The organism is Amycolatopsis orientalis DSM 40040 = KCTC 9412 (genome assembly GCF_000478275.1).
GTDB lineage: Bacteria > Actinomycetota > Actinomycetes > Mycobacteriales > Pseudonocardiaceae > Amycolatopsis > Amycolatopsis orientalis.
Map to the genome: position 1 here is coordinate 43,022 of NZ_ASJB01000031.1, position 19,795 is coordinate 62,816.

At 67.8% G+C, this 19,795-nt stretch carries 20 protein-coding genes; 8 read left to right on the forward strand and 12 right to left on the reverse strand.

What is annotated here, in order from left to right; translation table 11 throughout:
- Positions 1 to 91: 91 nt before the first annotated feature.
- From L324_RS09350 to L324_RS09360, 3 genes are read right to left on the reverse strand one after another with little or no spacing between them, the layout of a single operon-like run.
- The gene (locus L324_RS09350) at positions 92 to 883 is read right to left on the reverse strand and encodes a hypothetical protein (RefSeq protein WP_235783473.1); all 792 of its coding nucleotides are present in this window, start codon (positions 881 to 883) and stop codon (positions 92 to 94) included.
- A 17-nt stretch (positions 884 to 900) separates the two neighbouring features.
- The gene (locus L324_RS09355; protein WP_037305723.1) at positions 901 to 1,779 is read right to left on the reverse strand and encodes a phosphotransferase; all 879 of its coding nucleotides are present in this window, start codon (positions 1,777 to 1,779) and stop codon (positions 901 to 903) included.
- Positions 1,772 to 3,061, reverse strand: a complete 1,290-nt coding sequence (locus L324_RS09360) for a helix-turn-helix domain-containing protein (RefSeq protein ID WP_152546761.1) — start codon at positions 3,059 to 3,061, stop codon at positions 1,772 to 1,774. Before L324_RS09360 ends, L324_RS09355 begins: the two co-directional genes overlap by 8 nt.
- Positions 3,062 to 3,380: 319 nt before the next feature.
- On the opposite strand from L324_RS09360, the gene L324_RS09365 reads away from it, so the two are divergent.
- The 4 genes from L324_RS09365 (at position 3,381) to L324_RS09375 (ending at position 5,819) form a co-directional block, all read left to right on the forward strand.
- Complete coding sequence (locus tag L324_RS09365; protein ID WP_152546762.1) at positions 3,381 to 3,824, forward strand: hypothetical protein; 444 nt, start codon at positions 3,381 to 3,383, stop codon at positions 3,822 to 3,824.
- A gap of 173 nt (positions 3,825 to 3,997) precedes the next feature.
- Positions 3,998 to 4,405 (forward strand): hypothetical protein, encoded by a 408-nt coding sequence (locus L324_RS40865; RefSeq protein ID WP_051173799.1) that lies wholly within the window; start codon positions 3,998 to 4,000, stop codon positions 4,403 to 4,405.
- A 544-nt stretch (positions 4,406 to 4,949) separates the two neighbouring features.
- Positions 4,950 to 5,375 (forward strand): HIT family protein, encoded by a 426-nt coding sequence (locus tag L324_RS09370; protein ID WP_081736261.1) that lies wholly within the window; start codon positions 4,950 to 4,952, stop codon positions 5,373 to 5,375.
- A 114-nt stretch (positions 5,376 to 5,489) separates the two neighbouring features.
- Complete coding sequence (locus L324_RS09375; protein WP_037305726.1) at positions 5,490 to 5,819, forward strand: hypothetical protein; 330 nt, start codon at positions 5,490 to 5,492, stop codon at positions 5,817 to 5,819.
- 443 nt (positions 5,820 to 6,262) lie between these two features.
- On the opposite strand, the gene L324_RS09380 is transcribed toward L324_RS09375, so the two are convergent.
- The 8 genes from L324_RS09380 to L324_RS42215 form a co-directional block, all read right to left on the reverse strand.
- Positions 6,263 to 6,976: a Scr1 family TA system antitoxin-like transcriptional regulator gene (locus L324_RS09380; protein ID WP_037305727.1), complete on the reverse strand. Its 714-nt coding sequence runs from the start codon at positions 6,974 to 6,976 to the stop codon at positions 6,263 to 6,265.
- A gap of 79 nt (positions 6,977 to 7,055) precedes the next feature.
- A complete protein-coding gene (locus L324_RS09385; protein ID WP_037305729.1) occupies positions 7,056 to 7,520 on the reverse strand; it encodes a hypothetical protein in 465 nt (154 codons plus the stop codon).
- A 137-nt stretch (positions 7,521 to 7,657) separates the two neighbouring features.
- Entirely contained in the window at positions 7,658 to 9,523 is a 1,866-nt protein-coding gene (locus L324_RS09390; RefSeq protein WP_037305732.1) for a S9 family peptidase, read from the reverse strand.
- Between the two features lie 300 nt (positions 9,524 to 9,823).
- Positions 9,824 to 10,663: a hypothetical protein gene (locus L324_RS09395; protein ID WP_152546764.1), complete on the reverse strand. Its 840-nt coding sequence runs from the start codon at positions 10,661 to 10,663 to the stop codon at positions 9,824 to 9,826.
- A gap of 17 nt (positions 10,664 to 10,680) precedes the next feature.
- Complete coding sequence (locus L324_RS41500) at positions 10,681 to 11,304, reverse strand: DUF3558 family protein (protein WP_081736263.1); 624 nt, start codon at positions 11,302 to 11,304, stop codon at positions 10,681 to 10,683.
- On the reverse strand, positions 11,301 to 12,212 hold the full coding sequence (locus tag L324_RS09410) for a hypothetical protein (protein WP_037305737.1): 912 nt from the start codon (positions 12,210 to 12,212) through the stop codon (positions 11,301 to 11,303). Before L324_RS09410 ends, L324_RS41500 begins: the two co-directional genes overlap by 4 nt.
- A gap of 426 nt (positions 12,213 to 12,638) precedes the next feature.
- Positions 12,639 to 13,346, reverse strand: coding sequence for a hypothetical protein (locus tag L324_RS40870; RefSeq protein WP_152546765.1), 708 nt, complete (start codon positions 13,344 to 13,346; stop codon positions 12,639 to 12,641).
- 367 nt (positions 13,347 to 13,713) lie between these two features.
- A complete protein-coding gene (locus tag L324_RS42215; protein WP_152546766.1) occupies positions 13,714 to 13,971 on the reverse strand; it encodes a hypothetical protein in 258 nt (85 codons plus the stop codon).
- Positions 13,972 to 14,635: 664 nt separating this feature from the next.
- Here L324_RS42215 and L324_RS09420 point away from each other — a divergent pair.
- On the forward strand, positions 14,636 to 15,994 hold the full coding sequence (locus L324_RS09420; RefSeq protein ID WP_161780837.1) for a helix-turn-helix domain-containing protein: 1,359 nt from the start codon (positions 14,636 to 14,638) through the stop codon (positions 15,992 to 15,994).
- Here L324_RS09420 and L324_RS09425 read toward each other — a convergent pair whose 3' ends face one another.
- The gene (locus L324_RS09425; RefSeq protein WP_037305738.1) at positions 15,995 to 16,636 is read right to left on the reverse strand and encodes an HAD family hydrolase; all 642 of its coding nucleotides are present in this window, start codon (positions 16,634 to 16,636) and stop codon (positions 15,995 to 15,997) included.
- Between the two features lie 356 nt (positions 16,637 to 16,992).
- Here L324_RS09425 and L324_RS09430 point away from each other — a divergent pair, with 356 nt between their 5' ends.
- The 3 genes from L324_RS09430 to L324_RS09440 all read left to right on the forward strand — a co-directional run bounded on the left by L324_RS09430 (position 16,993) and on the right by L324_RS09440 (position 19,685).
- On the forward strand, positions 16,993 to 17,913 hold the full coding sequence (locus L324_RS09430; protein ID WP_161780838.1) for an SAM-dependent methyltransferase: 921 nt from the start codon (positions 16,993 to 16,995) through the stop codon (positions 17,911 to 17,913).
- A gap of 193 nt (positions 17,914 to 18,106) precedes the next feature.
- Complete coding sequence (locus L324_RS42220; protein ID WP_037305740.1) at positions 18,107 to 18,613, forward strand: hypothetical protein; 507 nt, start codon at positions 18,107 to 18,109, stop codon at positions 18,611 to 18,613.
- 55 nt (positions 18,614 to 18,668) lie between these two features.
- Positions 18,669 to 19,685 carry an ABC transporter substrate-binding protein gene (locus L324_RS09440; protein ID WP_152546767.1) on the forward strand — a complete coding sequence of 339 codons (1,017 nt, stop codon included), beginning with the start codon at positions 18,669 to 18,671 and terminating at the stop codon, positions 19,683 to 19,685.
- The last annotated feature ends 110 nt before the right edge of the window (positions 19,686 to 19,795 follow it).

Here is a 19,795-nt window from a genome sequence, read left to right on the forward strand (position 1 = left end):
CCTGGAGCCGCAGCCCGCCGCCAGCGACTCACGGGCCGGGTGGGCAGCACGATCGGGCATCGCCAGCGGTGATACCCCGCAGCCTCGGCAGCTACGTGGAGCGGGCGATGGCGAGGGCTTTGTCGTCGTGGCGTTTGGCGCGTGGGAGGTGCCGGGCGTCGGGGTCGTGCTCTCTTTCCCACGCGTGGCACTGCTTCAGGATCGCGTCAAGGTCGGCGGCGGAGACGGAGCTGATGACGGTCCAGTCGGTGATTCCGAGGTGTCGCATGGGTTTGTAGGCGCCGTCGGTGGCCAGAACTGCCCAGAGGGCGTCGTCGGTACGGATCCGGTGGACGATGGCGTGTTGTGCGGCGGTGGGGTCCGCTTCGGCGATCCAGTAGCCGCCGGGGCGGTTGCGGCGAGCGGCTTGCTGTGTCTGGAGCTCATGCAGGAGAGCGCGGTGCGTCTGGTCGAAGCCGGATCCGTGTGCGAGGCGTCGGCGGTAGAGACGGCTGGGTTCGAGGTCGAGCCGGCTCAGCCTCGGGTCGGTGATGGTCAGGCCGGGCAGGACGGCGAGGTTGTCGCCGAGCATGAGGATGTCGGTCCAGCCGTCGTGGGCCCGCAGGATCGTGACCGTGCTCGAGGGCGAGTGGCCGGGCCGGAGGTCGAGCCGGGCGGCGACCTCGTGGATCGTGTCGGCGAGAACAGTGACGAGGTCCGCCGCGGGGGCGGCCTCCAGGCACTGATGGAGGCCTGCGCCGAGCGCGTCGGCGTAGACGCCGGGCGGGACGGGCACGGGCATGAAAGCGGAGGCACCGTCCAGCATGATCACGCCGTTGCCGACGGTGATGATCTTGTCGTCGCTGGCGTGGAACGGCGGGTCTTGGGCGACGCTGACGTGCATGGCGTTCAACATTCCGGTCAGGCGGCGCGCCAGGAGGAGTTGTCTCGTCGGCGCAGGGACGCGATCCGGGTGTCGAGTTCGTTCACGGCGTCGGTGTCGCCGTGCTGGGCGCGGCGGATGAAGGAGCCGAGGGTGTGCAAGTCACGGAGGCCGGTGAGGGTGGGCAGGCCGGGCCAGTCGCGGGGGTCGTAGCCGTAGGCGGCGGTGAAGGCGTCGAGTTCGGCGGTGCTGCGGCCGAAGCGGATTCCGCCCTGCAGGGTGGGCGCGAGGTCGAGTTCGCGGGGCCCGTAGGCGGGTTCGTCCCAGTCGCCGAGCAGGGCTGTTCCGCCGTCCCAGAGGGTGTTGCCGGGGTAGGCGTCGCCGTGCAGCATTCCACTACCCAGTGGGAAGTCCAGGGCAGCGTAGTCGGCGAGCAGGCGGCGGCGTTCATCGATCAGCCACGCCCGGTCGCTGTCCGGCAGCACGGTCGACGAGGCGACGAGGTCCGCGAACTGCTGCAGCGGGGAGGCCGCAGGCAGGTCGACGGGCGGGGCAGGGAGGGAGTGCAGGTGCCGGAGAAGGTGCCCGAGATGCCCTGCGCTGGGTGCCGGGCGGTGGGCTTGGTCGTAGTGCTTCCAGAAGGTCACGACGAACTCGCCTGCCTCGATCGGCTGGGTGACGTCGGCCGGTTCCGTGCAGGGGAAGTCGTGTGCGCGGAGCCAGCGCGTCAGGTGCACGGCGCGTTCGGCGCGGGCGCGGGTGGCGCGCGGGGCGACCTTCGCCACGAGGTCGTGTCCTGTGGCGGGGAGACGGTAGACGGCGGTGGCGTGTCGCCGGAGCGGGACCGCGCCGCTGGGATCGAGGCCTGCTTCGCGGCAGGCTTGGCGCAGGGCAGCGGTGTCCGGGAGGTCAGGCACCGGCTGATGGTAGTGCCCGTGGCGCGGGTCCGGCCGTGGCCAGGTAGCCCGCGAGGCGGTCGTCGAGCTGGGCGGCGTCGGGGTGGCCTCGCCGGGTGAGGGCCCGTGTGCCCGCGTGCACGCGCCGGACGGCGTTGTCGATCTGCTCGATGCGGAGCTGGCGGTCGAGGGCGAGGACGGGTTCGGCGGCCGCGAGCGCCCCGGTCACGTTGTCCTGCCCGAGGCGGGCGAGGGTGACGTCGAGCCTGGCAAGCGCCTCGTCACCGTAGGAGCGGTCTTCCGGGGCGCCGGTCTCGTAGTCCGCGATAGCCCGGAGCGCGCAGGTTTCGGCGTGGTCGTAGTCGCCGAGGAGGGTGAGGGCCCCGCCGCGGTAGTAGGTCAGTTTCGTCTCGGGGAACCTCAGCAGGCCCCCGAAGCGCACCACCTCGTCGTCGCCCGCGGCGGGGTTGAGGTCGTCCAGGCGTGCGAGCGCCTCCCGCGCGGTGGGTGCGTCGCCGGCGCGGGCCGCCGATCGTGCGGTGATCGCCAGGAGGCGACGGTGCGATTCGGCACTCGCCGCGTGGTGGAGGCCCTTCTGGGCGCGGCGGGCGGCCTCGTCCGGGCGGGAGGACCATTCGAGCATCAGGGCCGCCGTTCCGAGACCCCAGGCGCGCAACGCGTCGCTGTCGGCCACGGTCGCGAAGGTGCTGGCCGCCCGCAGCTGCCGGAGCGCGGATTTCGGGTCGCCGGAGTTCTGGCTCGCGTGCGCCAGCAACAGGCACAGGACACCGCTGAGGACCGTGATCTCCTGCGCGTCGCCGGGCCGGTGGTGGGTGCGCGCGATCGCCGACAGGGTCTTCTGCGCCTCCCGCAGATCGGCCACCACATCCGCCAAGGGTGTGTGGACGTAGGCGACGGCGATCCGGCAGAGCTCATCCCGCAGATAGGTCAGCTGCTCGGCGGACGAGGCCAGGCGCATCGCGTCGTCCGCCATCGTCATCGACTGTGCCGCCGCGTCCTGGATCTGGGCGCCGATGTCGGATCCGTCGATGGTGTCCACCGGGCTGCCGGTTCCGACGGCCACCGTGGACCAGAACCGGGTCTGCACCTGCGAGCTGGCCCGCTCCAGCGCGACCGAGAGCAGTTCCTGCGCTTCGAGCCCCGGGCTGGCCGAGGAGCCCGGGGCGCTCCAGTGGCTGACAGTGCTGCGGCTGAGCCCGAGCAGATCGGCGAAGTCGGCCAGTGTCAGGTTCAACGCGGCTCTCAACGCCATCGCCGAGTGCGCGGTCCAATGAAAAACCATTCTCGCCCTCCCCTGGTCCGCTCCACTGTGCACTCGGCGGCATAGGTCCTGCAACCGGGCTGCAGCGGCGATTGCAGCGCGATGCATATGGCTGCAGCGACAAAGGGTTCCGCAGCCCTTACCCCGCCAGGCACGCTCGCAGCACCACGGCGGGAACAGCGAACCCGGCACCGCCGCCGGGCGTCACACCAGCGGTTTCCGCTACTTCCGTGCCGGTACCGGTAGTCGCAGGACTTGAGGAAAAGACGTGACCTCAGAGAAGTCAGATACCCGCCTCATCGTGGCGATTGTTCACCACGACTGCGTTCTCCAATGGACAGTGACCGCGCCGTTTTGCACCCAGGTGTGGGAACTGCCGTCGCTGGACAATGTCCCAGAGGCCTCGATCGAGAACGCGGTCACCTGGCTGCTCTCGGATTGGGGGTTGACCCCGACAGGACTCCGGCATCTCGGCGCGACCAGCCAGATCGCGAACGACGACCTTCAGGCCGGGACGCTCGTGATGGTCACGATCGCCGACCCGGTTGATCTCCGTATCCGGGCGCCGGGGGTGCGGGGCGTGCGGTGGCGCCATTTACGCGACAGCCCGCCGGAAACCCGCAGCGCCGTCGACCACGTTCTCGCGACGATCCCCCTGCCGGGGACCGGGCCGCCGTCTCCTCCTGCGCACGGCGCTACGGCCACGGCCAGACCTGTCGGCCGCGCCCCAGCCGCGGGCACACCGATCAACGCCGCCGGCCACGACGGTGCGGCGACATCCTGACCCGCCCTGCCCCTGAGCCAGGTGCTCCGCGCCGCGCGCCGCGACCAACGCTGACCGGAATTCCCCCGAGCACGGTCAGCTCAGGCGGCCGCCATCCGTCCGGCGCACGTCCCGCCCCGGCGCGGAGCACCCTCCCCCCCCCTTGAGCGACCCGTCACGAGGAGCTGATCCACATGCAACCCGCGCCTGTTCACCCCGGGAACATCCCGATCGTCGTCCGGCCCGGGGTGTGTTTCGAAGTCGGTGGCCATCCCTGCATCACATGGGAGTGGAAGGCGGCCGGTTACGAGTGCGTGCACGGCTTCGTCATGTGGAAATCCCAGGTCCGCGACGCGTACCGCCCCGACGCCCAGCAGGACAAGCCACCGATGACCACCACAGACGGTCCCGGCGCGGACCATGCACCCGCGACGCCGATCCGCACTGCCCTGGCCGACCAGGCAGACCCGCTCCCCCACCGCGGACCCGACCTCCCTGCGGAGCGCGTCGTGCACACCGCCATCACCGCAGGCACCGACGCGATCCCCGCGGCCGCGGCCCTGGCAGACCTGCGGTTCCCTGACGGCGACTTCCCGGTCTAGGCCACCGTGTCGTGCGCCCGGACTCACACTGCGCCGGATGCGCCAACGACCAGCACGTCTGGGGCCCGGCGGCCACCGAGCCAGAACGCGCACTCACCACCTGGACAGTGCGCCTGACCCGCCGAAGCTGCGCCTGCCCACACTGCCCGTGCCGCAAGCGCGAACTGACCCTGACCGCCCGCGCCCGCCACACGGACCCGCCGACCACCTACCTGCCCCTGGCGGGATCCCTGACCCTCGACCAGTCTCCCGCAGTGATGCCGGCCCCCACGGTTCCCCGGTACCGGCTGCCCCCGGCCGCCATGCTCCCCGCCGACCTGCTCACCTACCGGCCACCCGCGCTACCGCTCGCGCGGCGAGCGGCGTTATTCGCCGAAACACAAACACCACATCCCCCTCTGCCCATACCCGACAACGCCGTCATGCAACGCGTCCTCAAGAAACTCAGGGAACTGCCCGCCACCGGGCCAGAACAGCCGCCGCCCGAATCCCCACCATGAGCCCGCCGCGAACCGCCCCGACCACACACCTGCAGGGAACCCTCATGCCCCGATACGACACCGACCCGGACCAGGCGGCCGACACCTGCCCGTTCTGCCAATTCCGCAACCCCGAGATGAACCGAATCCTGGTCGAGGGCAAGGAAACCTATGTCCGCTGGGATAACTTCCCGGCGGCCGAAGGTCACATCGAGATCGTCCCGAAACGACACGTGGAGTCGTACTTCGACCTCACCCCTGGTGAAAACACCGAAATCCGCGACCTGCTCCGGCACGCCAGGAATGTCCTCGCGGACCGGTTCCGGCCCGATGGCTACACCATCGGCGTCAACGAAGGCCGCGCCGCCGGCCGCACCATCGACCACCTGCATATCCACATGATCCCCCGCTACCACGGCGACGTGCCCGACCCCCGAGGCGGCATCCGGCATGTCCTGCCTGGCACGGACCCCGACGCCTGGACCCCGTAGGCGCGGATGCCCCGTACACACGCCCGGCTCGTCCCAGCCCTTCGTGTCAGCACCGCCGTCGGTTGCGGCCATCGGTCCCCGGACCGACGGCAGAAACCTCACCAAGGAGTACCCGTGAACTACGTCCTTACGCAGGCGTTCGCCGACGATGTGGCCGAACGCCTCGACACCTACGACGACCTCGCCCGCCAGGGCGACAACGCGTCCCTCACACAGCTTGCTCCGGGCGGAATCCTCCTCCTGACCGCGGCTCTGCGAACTCTGCTCGCCCAGCACCAGGTCGATAGCCACGGCCACTGCAAGGCATGCCCCCGCAAATGGTGGCAGAACCGAACCCGCTGCCAAGCAGCCCGCGACCTCAGCGCTCTTCTCATCGACCCGGCCATACTGAATAGCGCCCCTGGACGGCACGCGCTACTACGCGAGCCGGGCCTCCCCATCTGAACTGGGATGGTCGGCAACGCGGCTCAGTCACTGCGGCGGCCATGGCACCACGTACGGCCCGAAGCCTTGATCGGCTGGTGCAGGTCCGATCTGGCCATTTCTCCCTACAGGTAGGGGAAATCGCGCGTTCCGTGGGGAATGCTTTCGAGAATCCGTGGCCTGACATGGATGACCCCGTTCACGGACCCTCCCTGCCGTACTTTTCGTGTGCGTCGGGCATCCAGTCCGATCGGCAAGGTGCCCCAGCGTCCCTGAACCCGCTGGCTCGCGGGGTCCGGTCCTGACCGGTGCTCTGGCCCTGCACGAGAACCGGCAGTCACGGCCACCGCGAGGCTGTCCCGCCCCAGACGACGCTGCCGGACCCCCGCTGCCGTCCTCCACGCGATGCCGGCGTTCTCCGGTCCGACTTGGAGAAGCTCGACCACGCCACCCACCGGTGCGTGCTACGTCAGCCCCGACGCATCCTCTGACGATGCACTCACCCTACGGGGCCGCGGTTCGCTTGCCGCCTTGTCACACACAGCGTCCAGCCCTGCGCCCGGGAGCCGATGGCGTTCCTTGAGGGCCTTGTCGATCCGGACACGACTCCCGTCCTCATCAAGACTGGCCTCGCTCAACGCGGCGAACCATTCCGCATAGAGGGTCACGCTCCGATGGTCCTGGAGTGTCAGTAGCCCGCCGGGTTCCCCCGGTGCCTCGACGAATACCGTGTGCCGTCCGCCACGATCGGTCGTGATCGTGAACGCGCCTCCGGGCGGGGGCAGAAGCGGCGACTCGAAATGGTGGATTCGTATGCTGGCGTGCCTGTCATCGGCGCTTTCCCGGAGACGATGTAGCTGAGCGATCTCGATATCGGGCCTCTTTCTGCGCCGTTCCAGACCTGTGAGCACGTGCTCGCTGATCACAAAGGACGCGTGCACGGGCGGGTCACGCCTGAGCGCGGCTTGGCGGACTGGCAGCAGCAGGGCACCCGCGATGGCCGCGAGTGGTCGGTGACGTTCACGCTCGGCCCACATCCGCTCGGCGTACGGTCTCGCCATCAACAGATCAGGGACGTTTGGCCCGCCGTAACAACGGATCGTCACCGCCGCCTCCTCGGCCAGGCAGCGGTCCAGTGCGCCGGCACGACCAGCGTCAGCATTGTCCACAATGGTCACCTTCGTTCGCCATCACGTAGTTCCCGTCGCATGCCGGCGCGGGCCGCCGGAAACGCGTAGCCAGGGTCAGGGCGTCCTGTCACGGTTCGGCGGTGTCGCGGACCGGGGCAGCGAGGACCAGCGGGGACGAGTCCGATCTCCGGATGCCGGTCATCGCCTGCCACCGCTGGCTGAAAAGCACCGCGTTCCGCGGCCAGGACGACCCTGGATCCAGCCTGTGGACCTGGTTCCTGCCCAGGAAGTCATTGCTCACCACGAACTGGAGATCCCCGGACACGTCGGCCGCGGCGGACGCGCGATCAGTGAGCCGTCCCGCGGCGGCCGCGAGGCAGGGAATGAGCTCCCCGCTGCGGAGCCGGGTGAACCGGCCGTTCAGCATCTTGGCGTTCCCGCGGTACTCGAGGTCGATCAACAGGCCGAGGGCGACCGCGCGACGATGCGGTCGCGGCCTTCTCCATCCGGAATGGTGTTCGTCGTGGCAGGCCAGGAGTGGCAGCACGGACAGCCATCTCGGTCCGTCGTACTGGTCCGCTGCCCGGGGCACGGCTGTGGTCCTCGTGGTTTTCTCTTCGCGCGGTGGTGGCGGCCAGGCTGCCGGCGGCACCGCTGCGCCGCGCGTTGTGCCGGTGCGGTGCATACAGCCCCGGCGTTGATCCGGGACTGTATGCACCGCCGCACGGACTAGGCGGATTCGGGTTCGTACTGGCCGTCGAGATGCTGGGCCAGGAACCACTCCGCCCTGGCATAGAACGTCAGCCGGTTTGCGGGTTTCTCCAGCCCGTGGCCTTCGTCCTTGAACAGCAGGTACTCGGGAGGTACGCCGTTGGCCCGCAGCTTGGCGACGATCTGGTCGCTCTCGGCTTGCGGGACCCGAACATCGTTGGCTCCCTGCGCGATCAACATCGGGAGCGTCATGCTGTCGGCGTGGAAGTACGGCGATCGCGACCGCAGGAACTCGGGCTCGGTGTCCGGGTTGCCCACCTGCGCGTAGATCTCGGCGAGCATCAGGGTGAAGTAGGGCGGTATCGCACGCAGGAGCGTCTCAAGGTTACTCGGCCCACACAGGGAGATAGCGCAGCGAAATACCTCCGGGGTGAACGCCGCGGCGCCCAGGGCCGCGTATCCGCCGTAGGAGCAGCCGTAGATCCCGATCCTGTCCGGGTCTGCATACCCGGACTCCACGGCGAACGTGATGGCGTCCAGGAGGTCGGTGTGCATCTTGGCGCCCCATTCGCGGTTGCCGGCGGCGGTGAACGCCTTGCCGTAGCCGGTCGAGCCGCGGAAGTTGACCTGAATGCAGAGGTAGCCACGGTCGGCCAGCCACTGGGCTTCCGGGTTCAGCCGCCACGTGTCCCGCGCCCACGGTCCACCGTGCACCAGGAGCACGGCCGGGAGCTTCTCGGCGTTCCCGGCCGGGAACGTCAGGTATCCGTGGATCTCCAGGCCATCGCGAGCAGTGAAGGAGAACGGCTTGACGTCGTTCAGCCTGCCGGCGAGACAGGGGCGGTCATGGAACAGAAATTCTGCTCGGCTGGTGACCCGGTCGTACACGTAGCTGGCGGTCGGTCCGTCGGCATGGACGTAGGAAACGACCCATGTGCGGTTCGCGCGGTCGGCGGCGACGATGTGAAGGTCTCCGTCATCGAGAGCGGCGAGCGTGTCCAGGTCGCGCTGGATCTCGCGGGTCAGGGCCTGTGTGTGCAAGCGTTCACGCTGGAACGACACCAGGACCGGCAGTTTTGTCGAGTCATCGACGAAGACCGAACCCACGTCGTAGGTAGGGTCTTCGGCGACGACCTCCTGCTCGCCGGATTCCACGTCGATCCAGACCAGCCGCGTGGCGTTGACGTCCGCTGACGTCTTCACCAGCAGCCGGCGACCGTCTCCGTCGAACCCGAGCGGCACGGTGCTCAGAGCGTCGATCTGATCAACCGTCAGCAAGGGGCGCCACTCGCCGCCGACCTCGCGCACCAGGATCGTCCGGCCGCCATCCTGGTCCGACCGGACGCCGGCCCGCACGTCCAGCTGGCTGTCGGCCACCAAACAGAGAAGCCCCGGATTGTCGAGGACCTTGACCAAATCGCCACTCGCCACGTGCAGTTCGTAGACATCGTGCAGCCGGGGATTGTTCTTGTTGAGTCCGACCAGCACTCGGTCGGTGATCTGGAGTTCCTGGGCAAGCAACACTGCTTTGACACCGTCGAACGGTGTCAGGTCCCGGACCTCGCCGCTGCGCACCGATACGACGTAGAGGTGCGAGTTTTCGTCGCCGCCCTGATCCCGCAGGTAGAGGATGTGAGCGCTGTCCGGCGCCCACATGTACTCGCGAATGCCTCGGTCGCGATCGGCCGTGACCGGCCGGGCATCATCGTCGGTGCCGACCTGCCTCACCCACACGTTGAGCACGCCCTCGTGGGGGGCGACCCACGCCAGCCACCGGCCATCCGGCGAGATCGACGGCGTTATGTGCTCAGGATTGCCGAACAGATCGACACGCGGAACGACGCTTCCTACACCCGTCTTCGGGTGCTGGGCCGTACTAGTCACGCTACGAGTTCTCCTACTCTTGTATTCCTGGTTGGATACTTGGGTCTGCGTCGCGGGCAGGTCAGCACGCATTGGCACACAGATCACCCACTGCCCGTCCCCTGATCTCCGAAAAGGGGCGGAACGTCGGCCCGCCGCGGCAGCGGGTCATCACCGCCGTTTCCTCGGCCCTGGCAGCGGTCCAGCGCACCGGCACGAACAGCATCAAAAATGTCCACAATGGTCACTCCCCTCATCATCAGGTGGTTCCGCGCGCCGGCGCGGCCACCGGAACCACGTAGCCAGGGCGGCGACGTGCTGTCACGGGTCGGTGGCGTGGCGGACTGGGTCGGCGAGGATCAGCAGGGTCCAGTCCGATCTCTGGATGCCGGTCATCGCCTGCCACCGCGGGCTGAACCGCAACGCGTCCTGGGGCCAGGACGACGCGGGCTCCAGCCTGTGGACCCGATTTCTCACCAGAAAGTCGCTGCTGACAACGAAACGGAAGTCCCCGGACAGGTCGGCGACGGCGGCACCCGCGATCAGCGAGCCGTCCCGCGGCAGCTGCGCGAGACAGGTGTAGAGAACATCCCACGACAGCCGCTGCCAACCGGACCGCAGCGCGCGAACGGTCGACGCCGCGGTGCGCAGCCGATCGCGGACCAGCGCCAGCCCGTACACGTCGAACACGTCGTCGGACAGGTCGAGAACCTGTGCGGGCTCGGGAAAAAGCTGCTCCCGCCCCAGGCGGGTGCCATAACACTCGCCCAGCCCTATCGCGGCGTCCCGGTACAACCCACGTGCCTGCTCGGCGGGCATGGTGCACCGGAAGACCGCGCCGACCAGCGCGTCCCACAGATCACTTGACCGGGCCCGCGTCACCGGGCCCCTCGCGAGCAGGACCTCACGCAGCCGGGAGCCGGTCTCGGTGAGCGTGGCCGGGTCGACGACGTCGACCCGCGGTGCGGCGCCGGGCCGCCCGTCGACGAGCTCGACCTCGATCTCGTGACCACCGCCAGAGGACGGGGTGGCCACGGCGAGCCACACCGCGTCCGGTGACCGCAGAAGCCGACGCAACCGGCCCTGGCCATCACGCCGCCACCCTGGGTGATCCGCCATCACCGCCGGCCGCCGCCGCGCGCCCACGCCCTGATGCCTCATGGGTGTGGTTTGGGCGGTCACCTGTCCGCCCGCGTCCGCACCGTGGGCACGACCAGCTCGGCCGTCTGCCCCGTCAGCGTGCACATATCGCCGCCCTCGACATCGTCGCCGTCGCGGGCGGCCATCGAGACCTCCACTGCCACGTCGTCGGCCAGGCCGATCGTGACGGTGCAGAACGAGCGTTGCTCTGAGGTCGTGGCGACCGCTGGGAATCCCGCTACCCGCTGCTCCCGCCACATCCACCCCTCGCCCGCAGACCGTGACGGATAGACCGCGCTCAGTCCATGGCGATGTTTCGTCGCACAAGCGCCCCTGGTGATCATTCCGGTCACCGGGTTCTCCCACAGGCACGTCGGACCCGGCGACTCCGCACGGTCGACCTTCCCCGCGGTCTCGACACCCAGCGCCTGCCGGACCTGTCCGGGCGTGAGAGCTGTCGTGCACGGCGAGCCGGATACCGCCGTGACCGGCAATGGATCACGCACCGCGGGCACTCCCGCGTACGGCGGCACCCGGGTCGTCAACCCGATCGTCCGGGTTGACGTCGGCGACGGCGGCAGCGGGCTCACCGGGGCTGGGCTGCATCCGGCCACGACCGTCGCGATCAGTAGCGCCGTGCTCGACCCGGCCAGCCTGGTCATGCTGCCGCCTCGACGATGACGTCTGCGCTGACCATCAGATGGTCATTCCGGGGCGCACCTCTGCCGAGGAGCGGATGGCCGTGGACGGCGTACGTGTCGGGGTCGAAGCGGGCCGGTGACCGCTTCGAGAGCACGATGCGATCGATCCGCAGCGCGGTCTCCGGATCGGTCGTGGTCGGGGTGAAGTCACCGGCGACCTGGCCCGCGTCCCACCAGCCATGCTCCAGGAACCGGTCCATCCCGGTGTGCGTGACCCAGGTGCCGTCCGGACGGCGGATGCCTTTCTGGCTGCGCATCCACGGACGGCCCACCCGGTCGCAGCGCGCACCCCAGTTCCTATACACCGTCTCGCCCTCTGCCGAGCTGGTCGTGTTGAAGTCGCCGGCGTAGAGCGCGTTCTCCGACGCGCCCTGACCGTCCTGATCCGCCTGTTCGGTCAGGCCGGTCGGGCCGCGGGATCCGTTCCAGTGCAAGCACTTCAGCCGAAACGGGTGGTCGTTGATGGTGGCGGTGAGGGTGTTGGCCAGCTGGGTCCGCCTGCCGGCGAGCCCATACCAGGCGCGCGGCTGGATGATGCGGGGGTCGACGAACAATCCGGGGACGTTCACCGATCCCGGAACCTCAGAGATCCAGGCCCGGTAAGGGACCTCGCCGAACTTCCGGCCATCGGGACCAAGGGTCGTCCACAGCGAGCCGAGCAGCTTGAGGACTTCCTCGATCGGATCCGGATCGTGGGGTGTGCCGGTGTAGTGGGTGCACTCGGACAAGTACAGCGCGTGCGGCGCTTCCTGAAGTGGTGCGAGCATCGCCGCGAGCTTGTCGTGTTCGTGGAACCGAGTCTTGCGGTTGTACCCCGCGCGCTTCAGATTCGCCGTCGCGACCCGCAGCCGCACAGCCGTGTCCGTCATACGTTCTCCCCGCCCTCTGATCACGATCTCACCGCGACCCTCATCCACTCTTTCCCTGCCGCACCAGCCATCCCGCGCAGCCACGGCCACACGTTCGCCTCCGGGACCACGCCTACCGGGATCGCGTGCGCCCGCCACCCCCAGCCGATCCAGCGACCGCTCATAGCGGGGTAGCCACGACACGACGGCCCCGCTGCCGTCCCCGGCCCGAACACCCAAGACCCGGCTGGTCGCCGCCGGGTACCTGAAAGGTCTGCTCACCGATCGACGACCGCGGGGCGGACCGGGCACTTACGCTGCCGCCTACCACGGATCCGCCCCGGCGTACCGTCGCGTCCTGACCACGAATCGCGCGACGGGGCCGTAACGCCTCCTCCCGACTGGACGGGACTGCGTAGCCCCCGGCGACCTGCGCCTGCGATGCCGCTATCCATCGGCCGCTCCACGAGACCCCGCGGCTATCGCCGCCGGGGCGTACGTCACGACGAACGGCAGATGATCCGACGCCCGCCGCGTCAGGTCGCTGTCGATGACCTCACACGACACCAGCGCGGACACCACATCTGTCGTGGTCCGGACGATGTCCAGCCGGCGCAGCCCGCACACGTCGTCGCCATCCCAATGCCCCACCGTCGCCGCCCACGGAGCCTCCAAAGCTGCGGCCGCGTCGACCAGCCCGCCGTCGCGCAGGATCCGCCCCGCGGACCGGTCCGCTTCCCAGCCGAGGGTCCCGTCGCCGTTCGTCCAGGTCCTGCACTGGAAGACGAACTCGCGATGCCAATCCACCGACCGGCACCGTTCGCCGTGCCGGACGTGATACGGATCCCGGTCGTACTCCGGTGCGACAGCCCAGCCATCGCAGACCCGCAGGTGAGCCCCAGCCCGGTCCGCGGACACACCATTCCAGTCACCACCGACCAGCGTCGGCTGGTGCGGTGGCCGGAACACCTGCTTCAGGACGACCTCAGCCTCGTCAGCGCGCTGACGTAACCCGTTCGACCGCGCGTGATAGGACGCGTGCGCCACCGGTCCCACCGCACCGACATCAAGATCGACCTGCAGATACGCATGCCACAGCGCCCGACCGGACACCGCAGCGAACCCGCCCGCCGGGCTCAGCTCATCCGACCACATCAGCCCCGGGTGGTAACGCTGACTACCGACCGCGACGGCCGGCCTGTTCCGCTCATACTCACACCGCAAGCCAGTCGCCTCGGCCAACGTCTGCAGCCGCCACCCCGCACGTACCGCCTTGCTCCGCGAACCAGACCATGGCCACCAGCGACGACACCCCCGCCCCGACCGGACACCCGCCGCTGGATCTCCGGCGATCAACTCCTGCACCGCGACCACCAACGCATCACCCGCCGCGGACGCCGTCGCCCGCGCCTCACGGATCACCCTGTGGACCAGCTCAGCCCGCTCAGGATCCTCCCCGTAGCGCATCGCGTTGTAGGTCATGACCTGGACACGACCGGACCGCGCAGCGGGCCCGCGCATGCTAAATCCCTTCTGCAATCGTCAAAACGCCTGTCATGACGCAACGGACTAGAACCGCGAGGTTTCCTTCTTCGAATCCGGAGTCGCGCAGGTCTCCGCTGTGCGACAGCACATCGCCCTCCGCGTTCATCAACGCCATAACCGTCGACGACCGTGCGCGAACGACCTGGGCATCGCTGGCACCAGCGCGCTCGACATGCCCCTGCCACGCCGCACGTTGGACCTGTTGATAGGCCAGCAGCGGCCGATCAACACGCACCGACGACCACCAAGTCCGGGGAACTGCAGTCGATGAGGTGTCAGAGGTGACGAACGGAAACCAAGTTGTGGCGGCCTCTGATGCATTACCCAGGCAGCGCACACAGTCCACAGGGGACAGTCGTACACGGAATGCCGGTGCCCCTCGACGCCCCCTGTGGACATGGCCTGCACGAACAGACGCCGATAGGCATAGCGGAATGAGGATCTGACTCTGGTGCCACGCATCGAGATCAAGCACGTGCACGACGGTTGACTGAGCCGCTGAAACCCCATAGGTACCGGCAGGCCATTCCGCAGGCAAAGGCGGGGCTCGCCGAACCCTCCCTCCGCGTTCTGCCTCAACAGATCGCTGTTGCGGCATGAACACTCGTGAGCTACTTGAACTCTCCTCCCTGGAACGTGACGTCTCAGGCATCGCGAGGCTTTCACTGTGCTTCCTTCGCAAGACGACCAAACGAATTCCGCCGGCCAGCATTGAGCAGCGGAGGCGTCGGCCAGGCACGACGCGGAACTGCGGAACACGTCCCCAACAGACACATGATCTTGCGGTGCGACAACTGACCCGCACCAGGGCGCCCGGTCAGCCGTAACCGGAAGCGAACCGGAAGTTTGGTAGCCTTGACCAGCGACAATGTAGGTCACTCGTGCCCGAGAGGAGCCTGGTGAAAACTTCACGTCCCGGGTTGGTTGCTGATCGTGCTGCAGCAGGTCACACCCAGGAAAGCCTGGCGGCAGCCCTAGGAGTGGATGTGAAGACGGTTCGAAACTGGGAGAACGGTACCTATAAGCCCAGCACTCCCGACCTCCAGCGGCGCCTCGCCAAGGAACTCCGCATCACACGACGCCAGCTCACTCTGCGCCTAGAGTCGACCACTGAGAACACAATCGACCGACACGATGATGAACAGGTCGACGTTGAGCGAACAGCGGGCGACGCGTCGTTAGCGCAGGATCGGCTAGACGCCGTCCCTGACCTGGCAAACGGTGCTGAGTTCGTCGAAGGACGGCGAGAGGATGTGGCGCGGCCGGGGACCTCGGCCCCCAGTGTGGTGCATTCCGATATACCGCGGCTTCGTCGCGTCTTGGATACTCGGGATCTTCCCGATGACGGACCTGTTCGCTCGTTTTCCGAGTTGACGCTGGCGGTTCGAGCGGTCGTGGGGCGGCGGCTGCAATCGGACTATGCCGTTCTTGCGGCCGACGTCAACGACCTCTTGCCTGAACTGCACAGAGCAAACCTTTCTGCGCCTTCTAGGCTTGTGCACCAGTATGCTGCTTTGCTCACGCACGCCTATCGGGCGGCCGATGCGATCGCCGACAAATTCGGGTACTACGACCTGTCGGCGCGGATTATCGATCTGATGAGAGACACGGCAGAGCTATCGGGGGACGCGCTACTCGCCGGCAGTGCCGCGTATGTCCGTGGCGAGGTGTACTTCGCCTCCCAGGACTTGGAAGCCGGCGGTCGCATGCTGACGGCGGCGGCCGACAAGATCCGCGTCAGTGCGTCCGAGACCGCCGCGGCAACGTACGGCACATTGCACATGCGCGCGGCGGTCATGGCCGCGCGGGCGGGGAGTGCGCTACGAGCGCGCGACCACATCCAGGAGGCGCAGCAGGCAGCACAGCAGGTGAACGAGGGCGTCCACCTGGGAACAGCTTTCGGGCCGCCGTCGGTGCGTATCCATCAGTTAGCGCTCGCCGTCGAACTCGGCGACGTCGGCGCCGCCTTACGGCTCGCCAGCGGCTGGATACCGCCGACCACGATGCCCGCAGAGCGCCGATCGCACTTCTACATCGACCTGGGGCGCGCGTTCCACCTCGCTGATCAGCCCGACCGTGTGCTGAGGGCGTTCAGGGAGGCTGGCCGTATCGCGCCCGAGCACGTTCGCGAACATCCGCAGGTCATCGACGTGGTCGACCACCTCGAACTCACCACCCGCGGTGACTTGCGCGATGCCTTCAGAGGATTCGCGGCCGGATTGGTAAAGCCGCAGGGCCGGAGCGCTTTCGGACCGTAGTCAGGAAACGAGCAGACCTGGAAGTTCGACGAGCGAGTCGATCACCCAGTCAGCGTTCTCACGCACAACCGGATCATCGGCCCACAAGTACCCCCACGGGCCGCGGCGGATCAGCCCAGAGCGCAAACCGGCCGCACTGGCAGGGACCACGTCGTTGTCCCGATGATCGCCGACGTAGAGGATCTCGTGCGGCTCCCCAGGGGCGAACTCGATTACTTTCCGAAAGAACTCGGCGTCTGGCTTCGCGACTCCCCACTCCCCTGACGTGGCGATCGCATCGACGGGCAAGGCGAGCCGTCGAAGAAGCCCTGCGACACGGTCGGTTTGGTTGCCCGCGATCCCGACCCAGTAACCCGCCGCCCTCAAGGCTTCTAGTGCCTGCCGCACGTCGGGATAGAGATCTGACTCCTCGATCCGCTCGCCAACACCAGCTTGTTCCCGCAACTGACGCTCAGCGGCCAGATCGAAGCCGGGCCGAATGAGTTCGAACGCCTCAACGTTGTTGCGACCAGACGCTGTGACCGCGCCAACCAAGCCGGAAAGCGTGTTCAACGGCACGCCGAGCCAATCGGCCCACGCCGCCCACTCCCGATCGTCCTTGATCAGGGTTTCACCGACATCGAACACCACGGAGCGGATCACGCAGCTCCTACCTCTCTCCGATCCTCCACTGGTGACTATCGGACTCGCGATCCGTCCTCTGCCCCTCGCAACGCAGCCCGTAAGCGCCACTCATCTTGGTGCACAACCCTATCGGGCACGTTGACACCCAAAGGCCAGAGTGCCCACGGCCATCGAACCGATGGTTAGACCGCCTCACCCCAGGGTTACGCCGGACGGGTGGTTCCTTGAGAATACGCCAGACGTGAGCCGCTATTTCCGCTGGTCAAAGGGCCTGACCTTCCGGTTGCTTCCGGTCACCGCCCGGTTGACCTTCCTGGTCGTCCACCCCTCTCGTCAACAAGATCACTCCATCACATTTCGAGGGGTTGATGCACGTGACTTCCGATGTCGCCACACCGCGGTTGATGCCGTCAGAACAGCTGGCGCGTCAGCAGCGGCACAGTCGTGTTCGGGTGATCGACGCGCTGGTCGGCGGCAAGAACAACTATGCCGAGGACCGGGATGTCGCCGCCAGGATCGCGCAGGCGCTACCGGGTGGGTTCCGTGGGGCGAAGCGTTTGTTCACCGAGGATTTCTGGTTCCGGGTGCGGGTCTGCCGGATGCTGAGCAGCCGGGCGGAGATCAAACATTTTGTGCTGTGCGGCGTCGACCAGATCGCGACAGGTATTACCCCGTTGCATGAGCTCATTCAGCGGGATGAGCCCGATGCGGTGGTCGTCTATGTGGAGCCGGAGCTGAACAGCCAGCGCCACGCGCTGCGCGAATTCGACTCGACGCTCAAGTCGAGAGGGCCTGTCGTCCGTGTCGTCCATGACGACATCTACGACCCGGCCTTGCTCACCCGGCTGTTCGAGAACGCCAGCGTCCCGCTGGAGGACTCCGCGCCGGTCGCATTGGTGCACTGCGCCGCGACGCTGCCTTTTCTCCCGTCGGACAGCCACACGACCGCGGCGGACGTCACAGCAGGCCAGATCGACACGCTTCCCGAGGGATCGTTCTTCGCCGCGAGCCACCTCTGCATCCCTGACAACGCCGCGGATGACGCGGCAATCGTCACGGCAGCAAGCATCTTGGAAGAGAGCGGTTTCGTTGCCCGGATTTTTCAGTCGCCAGCGGAGATCACCGAGTTGTTCGCGGGCCTGCCGTTGGTCGTTCCCAGTCCGCACGCAACACAACCGAAGCCCGTTCCGTGTTGGAAATGGTACACGGCCGGTCCGCTGCTGGAGCGCTTCGACGTTGATGACTACAACGTGGGAGCCGTTGCCCATAAAGGCAAACCGTGGCCGTACGCCTAGTCCCACACGTCAGGCAGGGCCGCCCCGTCCGGCCCTCTCGTCCACAGGGGAGGAAACAATGCAGAGACAGCCTCAATCCACCGCGACCTTGGACTATGACGGACCGATATCGCTTCCCGTTCTGGTGCTGTCCGCGGTTGAGGAAGATCACCGGGATCACGTCATCTCCCGTCAGCCACATCGGGACAGATCCGTGTTCGCTCGTGGTCTGGTCGCCGAGTTCTTCCTCGCTGGCGCGCTGGAAATCCGTGACCACCATGTCGACGTCGTCGACGAGTCGGCGATCGAGTTGCTGGCCGCACCGTGCGGATCGGCGGTCCGCGCGACCCTTGCGCGGGATCTGCCGGTCGAGGACATGCTCGCCGCTCTCGAAGGGCCCGCGTACACGGTGGCCTGGACAGCGCTGCAGGGAAAGGACGCGGCACGCAAGTCGCGTGTCCGGGGCTGGGTCCTGACGCACCCGGAGGTCACGTTCCTGTGGCGTCGCGTGCTCGCGTCCGCGCACCAGGCCCCGGACACAACGAATGACCGGGCCGCGGCGCTCTGGACGATCCTCGCCGAAGCCGGGCTGCATCGCGACCAGCTACGCACGCCGGGTCTGCAGCCGCGCAGCGCCTGTCCCGACGCCCTCTGTGGCCTGCTGCTGCCCCAGCGCGAGCGCCACCGACGGACTCCGTCCCGGCGGCACCTGCACCGCTGACCCCGGGTGCCGCGTCCGTCGTTCCCCTCCCTGCCAGTACTCCCCCATTCCCGCTGTGGAGATCTTCATGTTCAGAACGGCTTTGGCTCGCCGCCGGCGCGCGTCCACCACTTTTGGTGCCTTGCTGGGTGCCGCTCTCCTCGTGTCCGCGTCCGCGTGCGGTGCGCTTGGGGCGGACTCCGACCAGGCTCCCGGCCGCCTCGGATCGACGAAGGTGGCGGCGATGCCGGTGCTGGACACGGGACCGTTGCGCCACGCGATCGCACGGGGCTATTTCACCGAGCAGGGGCTCTCCGTGAGTCTGGTGGACGCGGACAGCGGGCAGGTGGGTATCACCAAGCTGATGGCCGGCGATGCGGACATCGCCTACGCCGGTGATGTCGCGATCATCTCGGCCATCGCCACGAGCGGCCTGGATCTCAAGGTGATCGCGCAGGCCGCGATGGCTGGACCGGAAAGCATGTGGATCATGGTTCGTGACGGCGGTTCAGTGCCCACCGTGGCGGACCTGGCTGGGAAGCGGATCGCGCATAACGGCAACAACGGGGTGAGTCACATGCTCACCCGCACGGTTCTGGCCACGCACAAGGTCGACGCCTCGACTGTCCAGTGGACGACGGCGAAGTTCCAGGACATGCCGGGACTGCTCGCTCGTGGGGAGGTCGACGCCGCGCTGCTGCCCGAGCCGTATGTCCGCCCGGCCACCAAGCTGCATCTGACCCCCCTGATCGACCCCATCAAGGGTGGAGGCTTCGAAGGGGCGATCCCGATCGGAAGCTATGTGGTCAAGGCGGGCTGGGCACACCAGCACCCCGCGGAGATCGCGGCGTTCCAGCGGGCCCTTCGCCGCGCCGCGTCCGAAGCCACCTCCAGGCCGGACATCGTTCAGCAGATCGCCGTCCGCGAGATGAAAGTCGACGCCGGCGATGCGCTGTGCATGAAGATGCCGATCTATCCGCTTTCCCCGTCCGCCGTGCAGTTGCAGCGCTGGGCGGATCTGATGCGCAGCTACGGCGTGATCGACCAGCAGATCACGATGGCCGAGCGGATCATCGCGCCCCCACCGAAGTAGTAGCCCAGTTCCCTAGCGCTGCCGGGATGCACACGCATGTCCTCCGCCCGATCTCGATTCCCGCGAACGCGAAAGTACGCCACGATGCCTGACCAACCCTGTCACCCTGA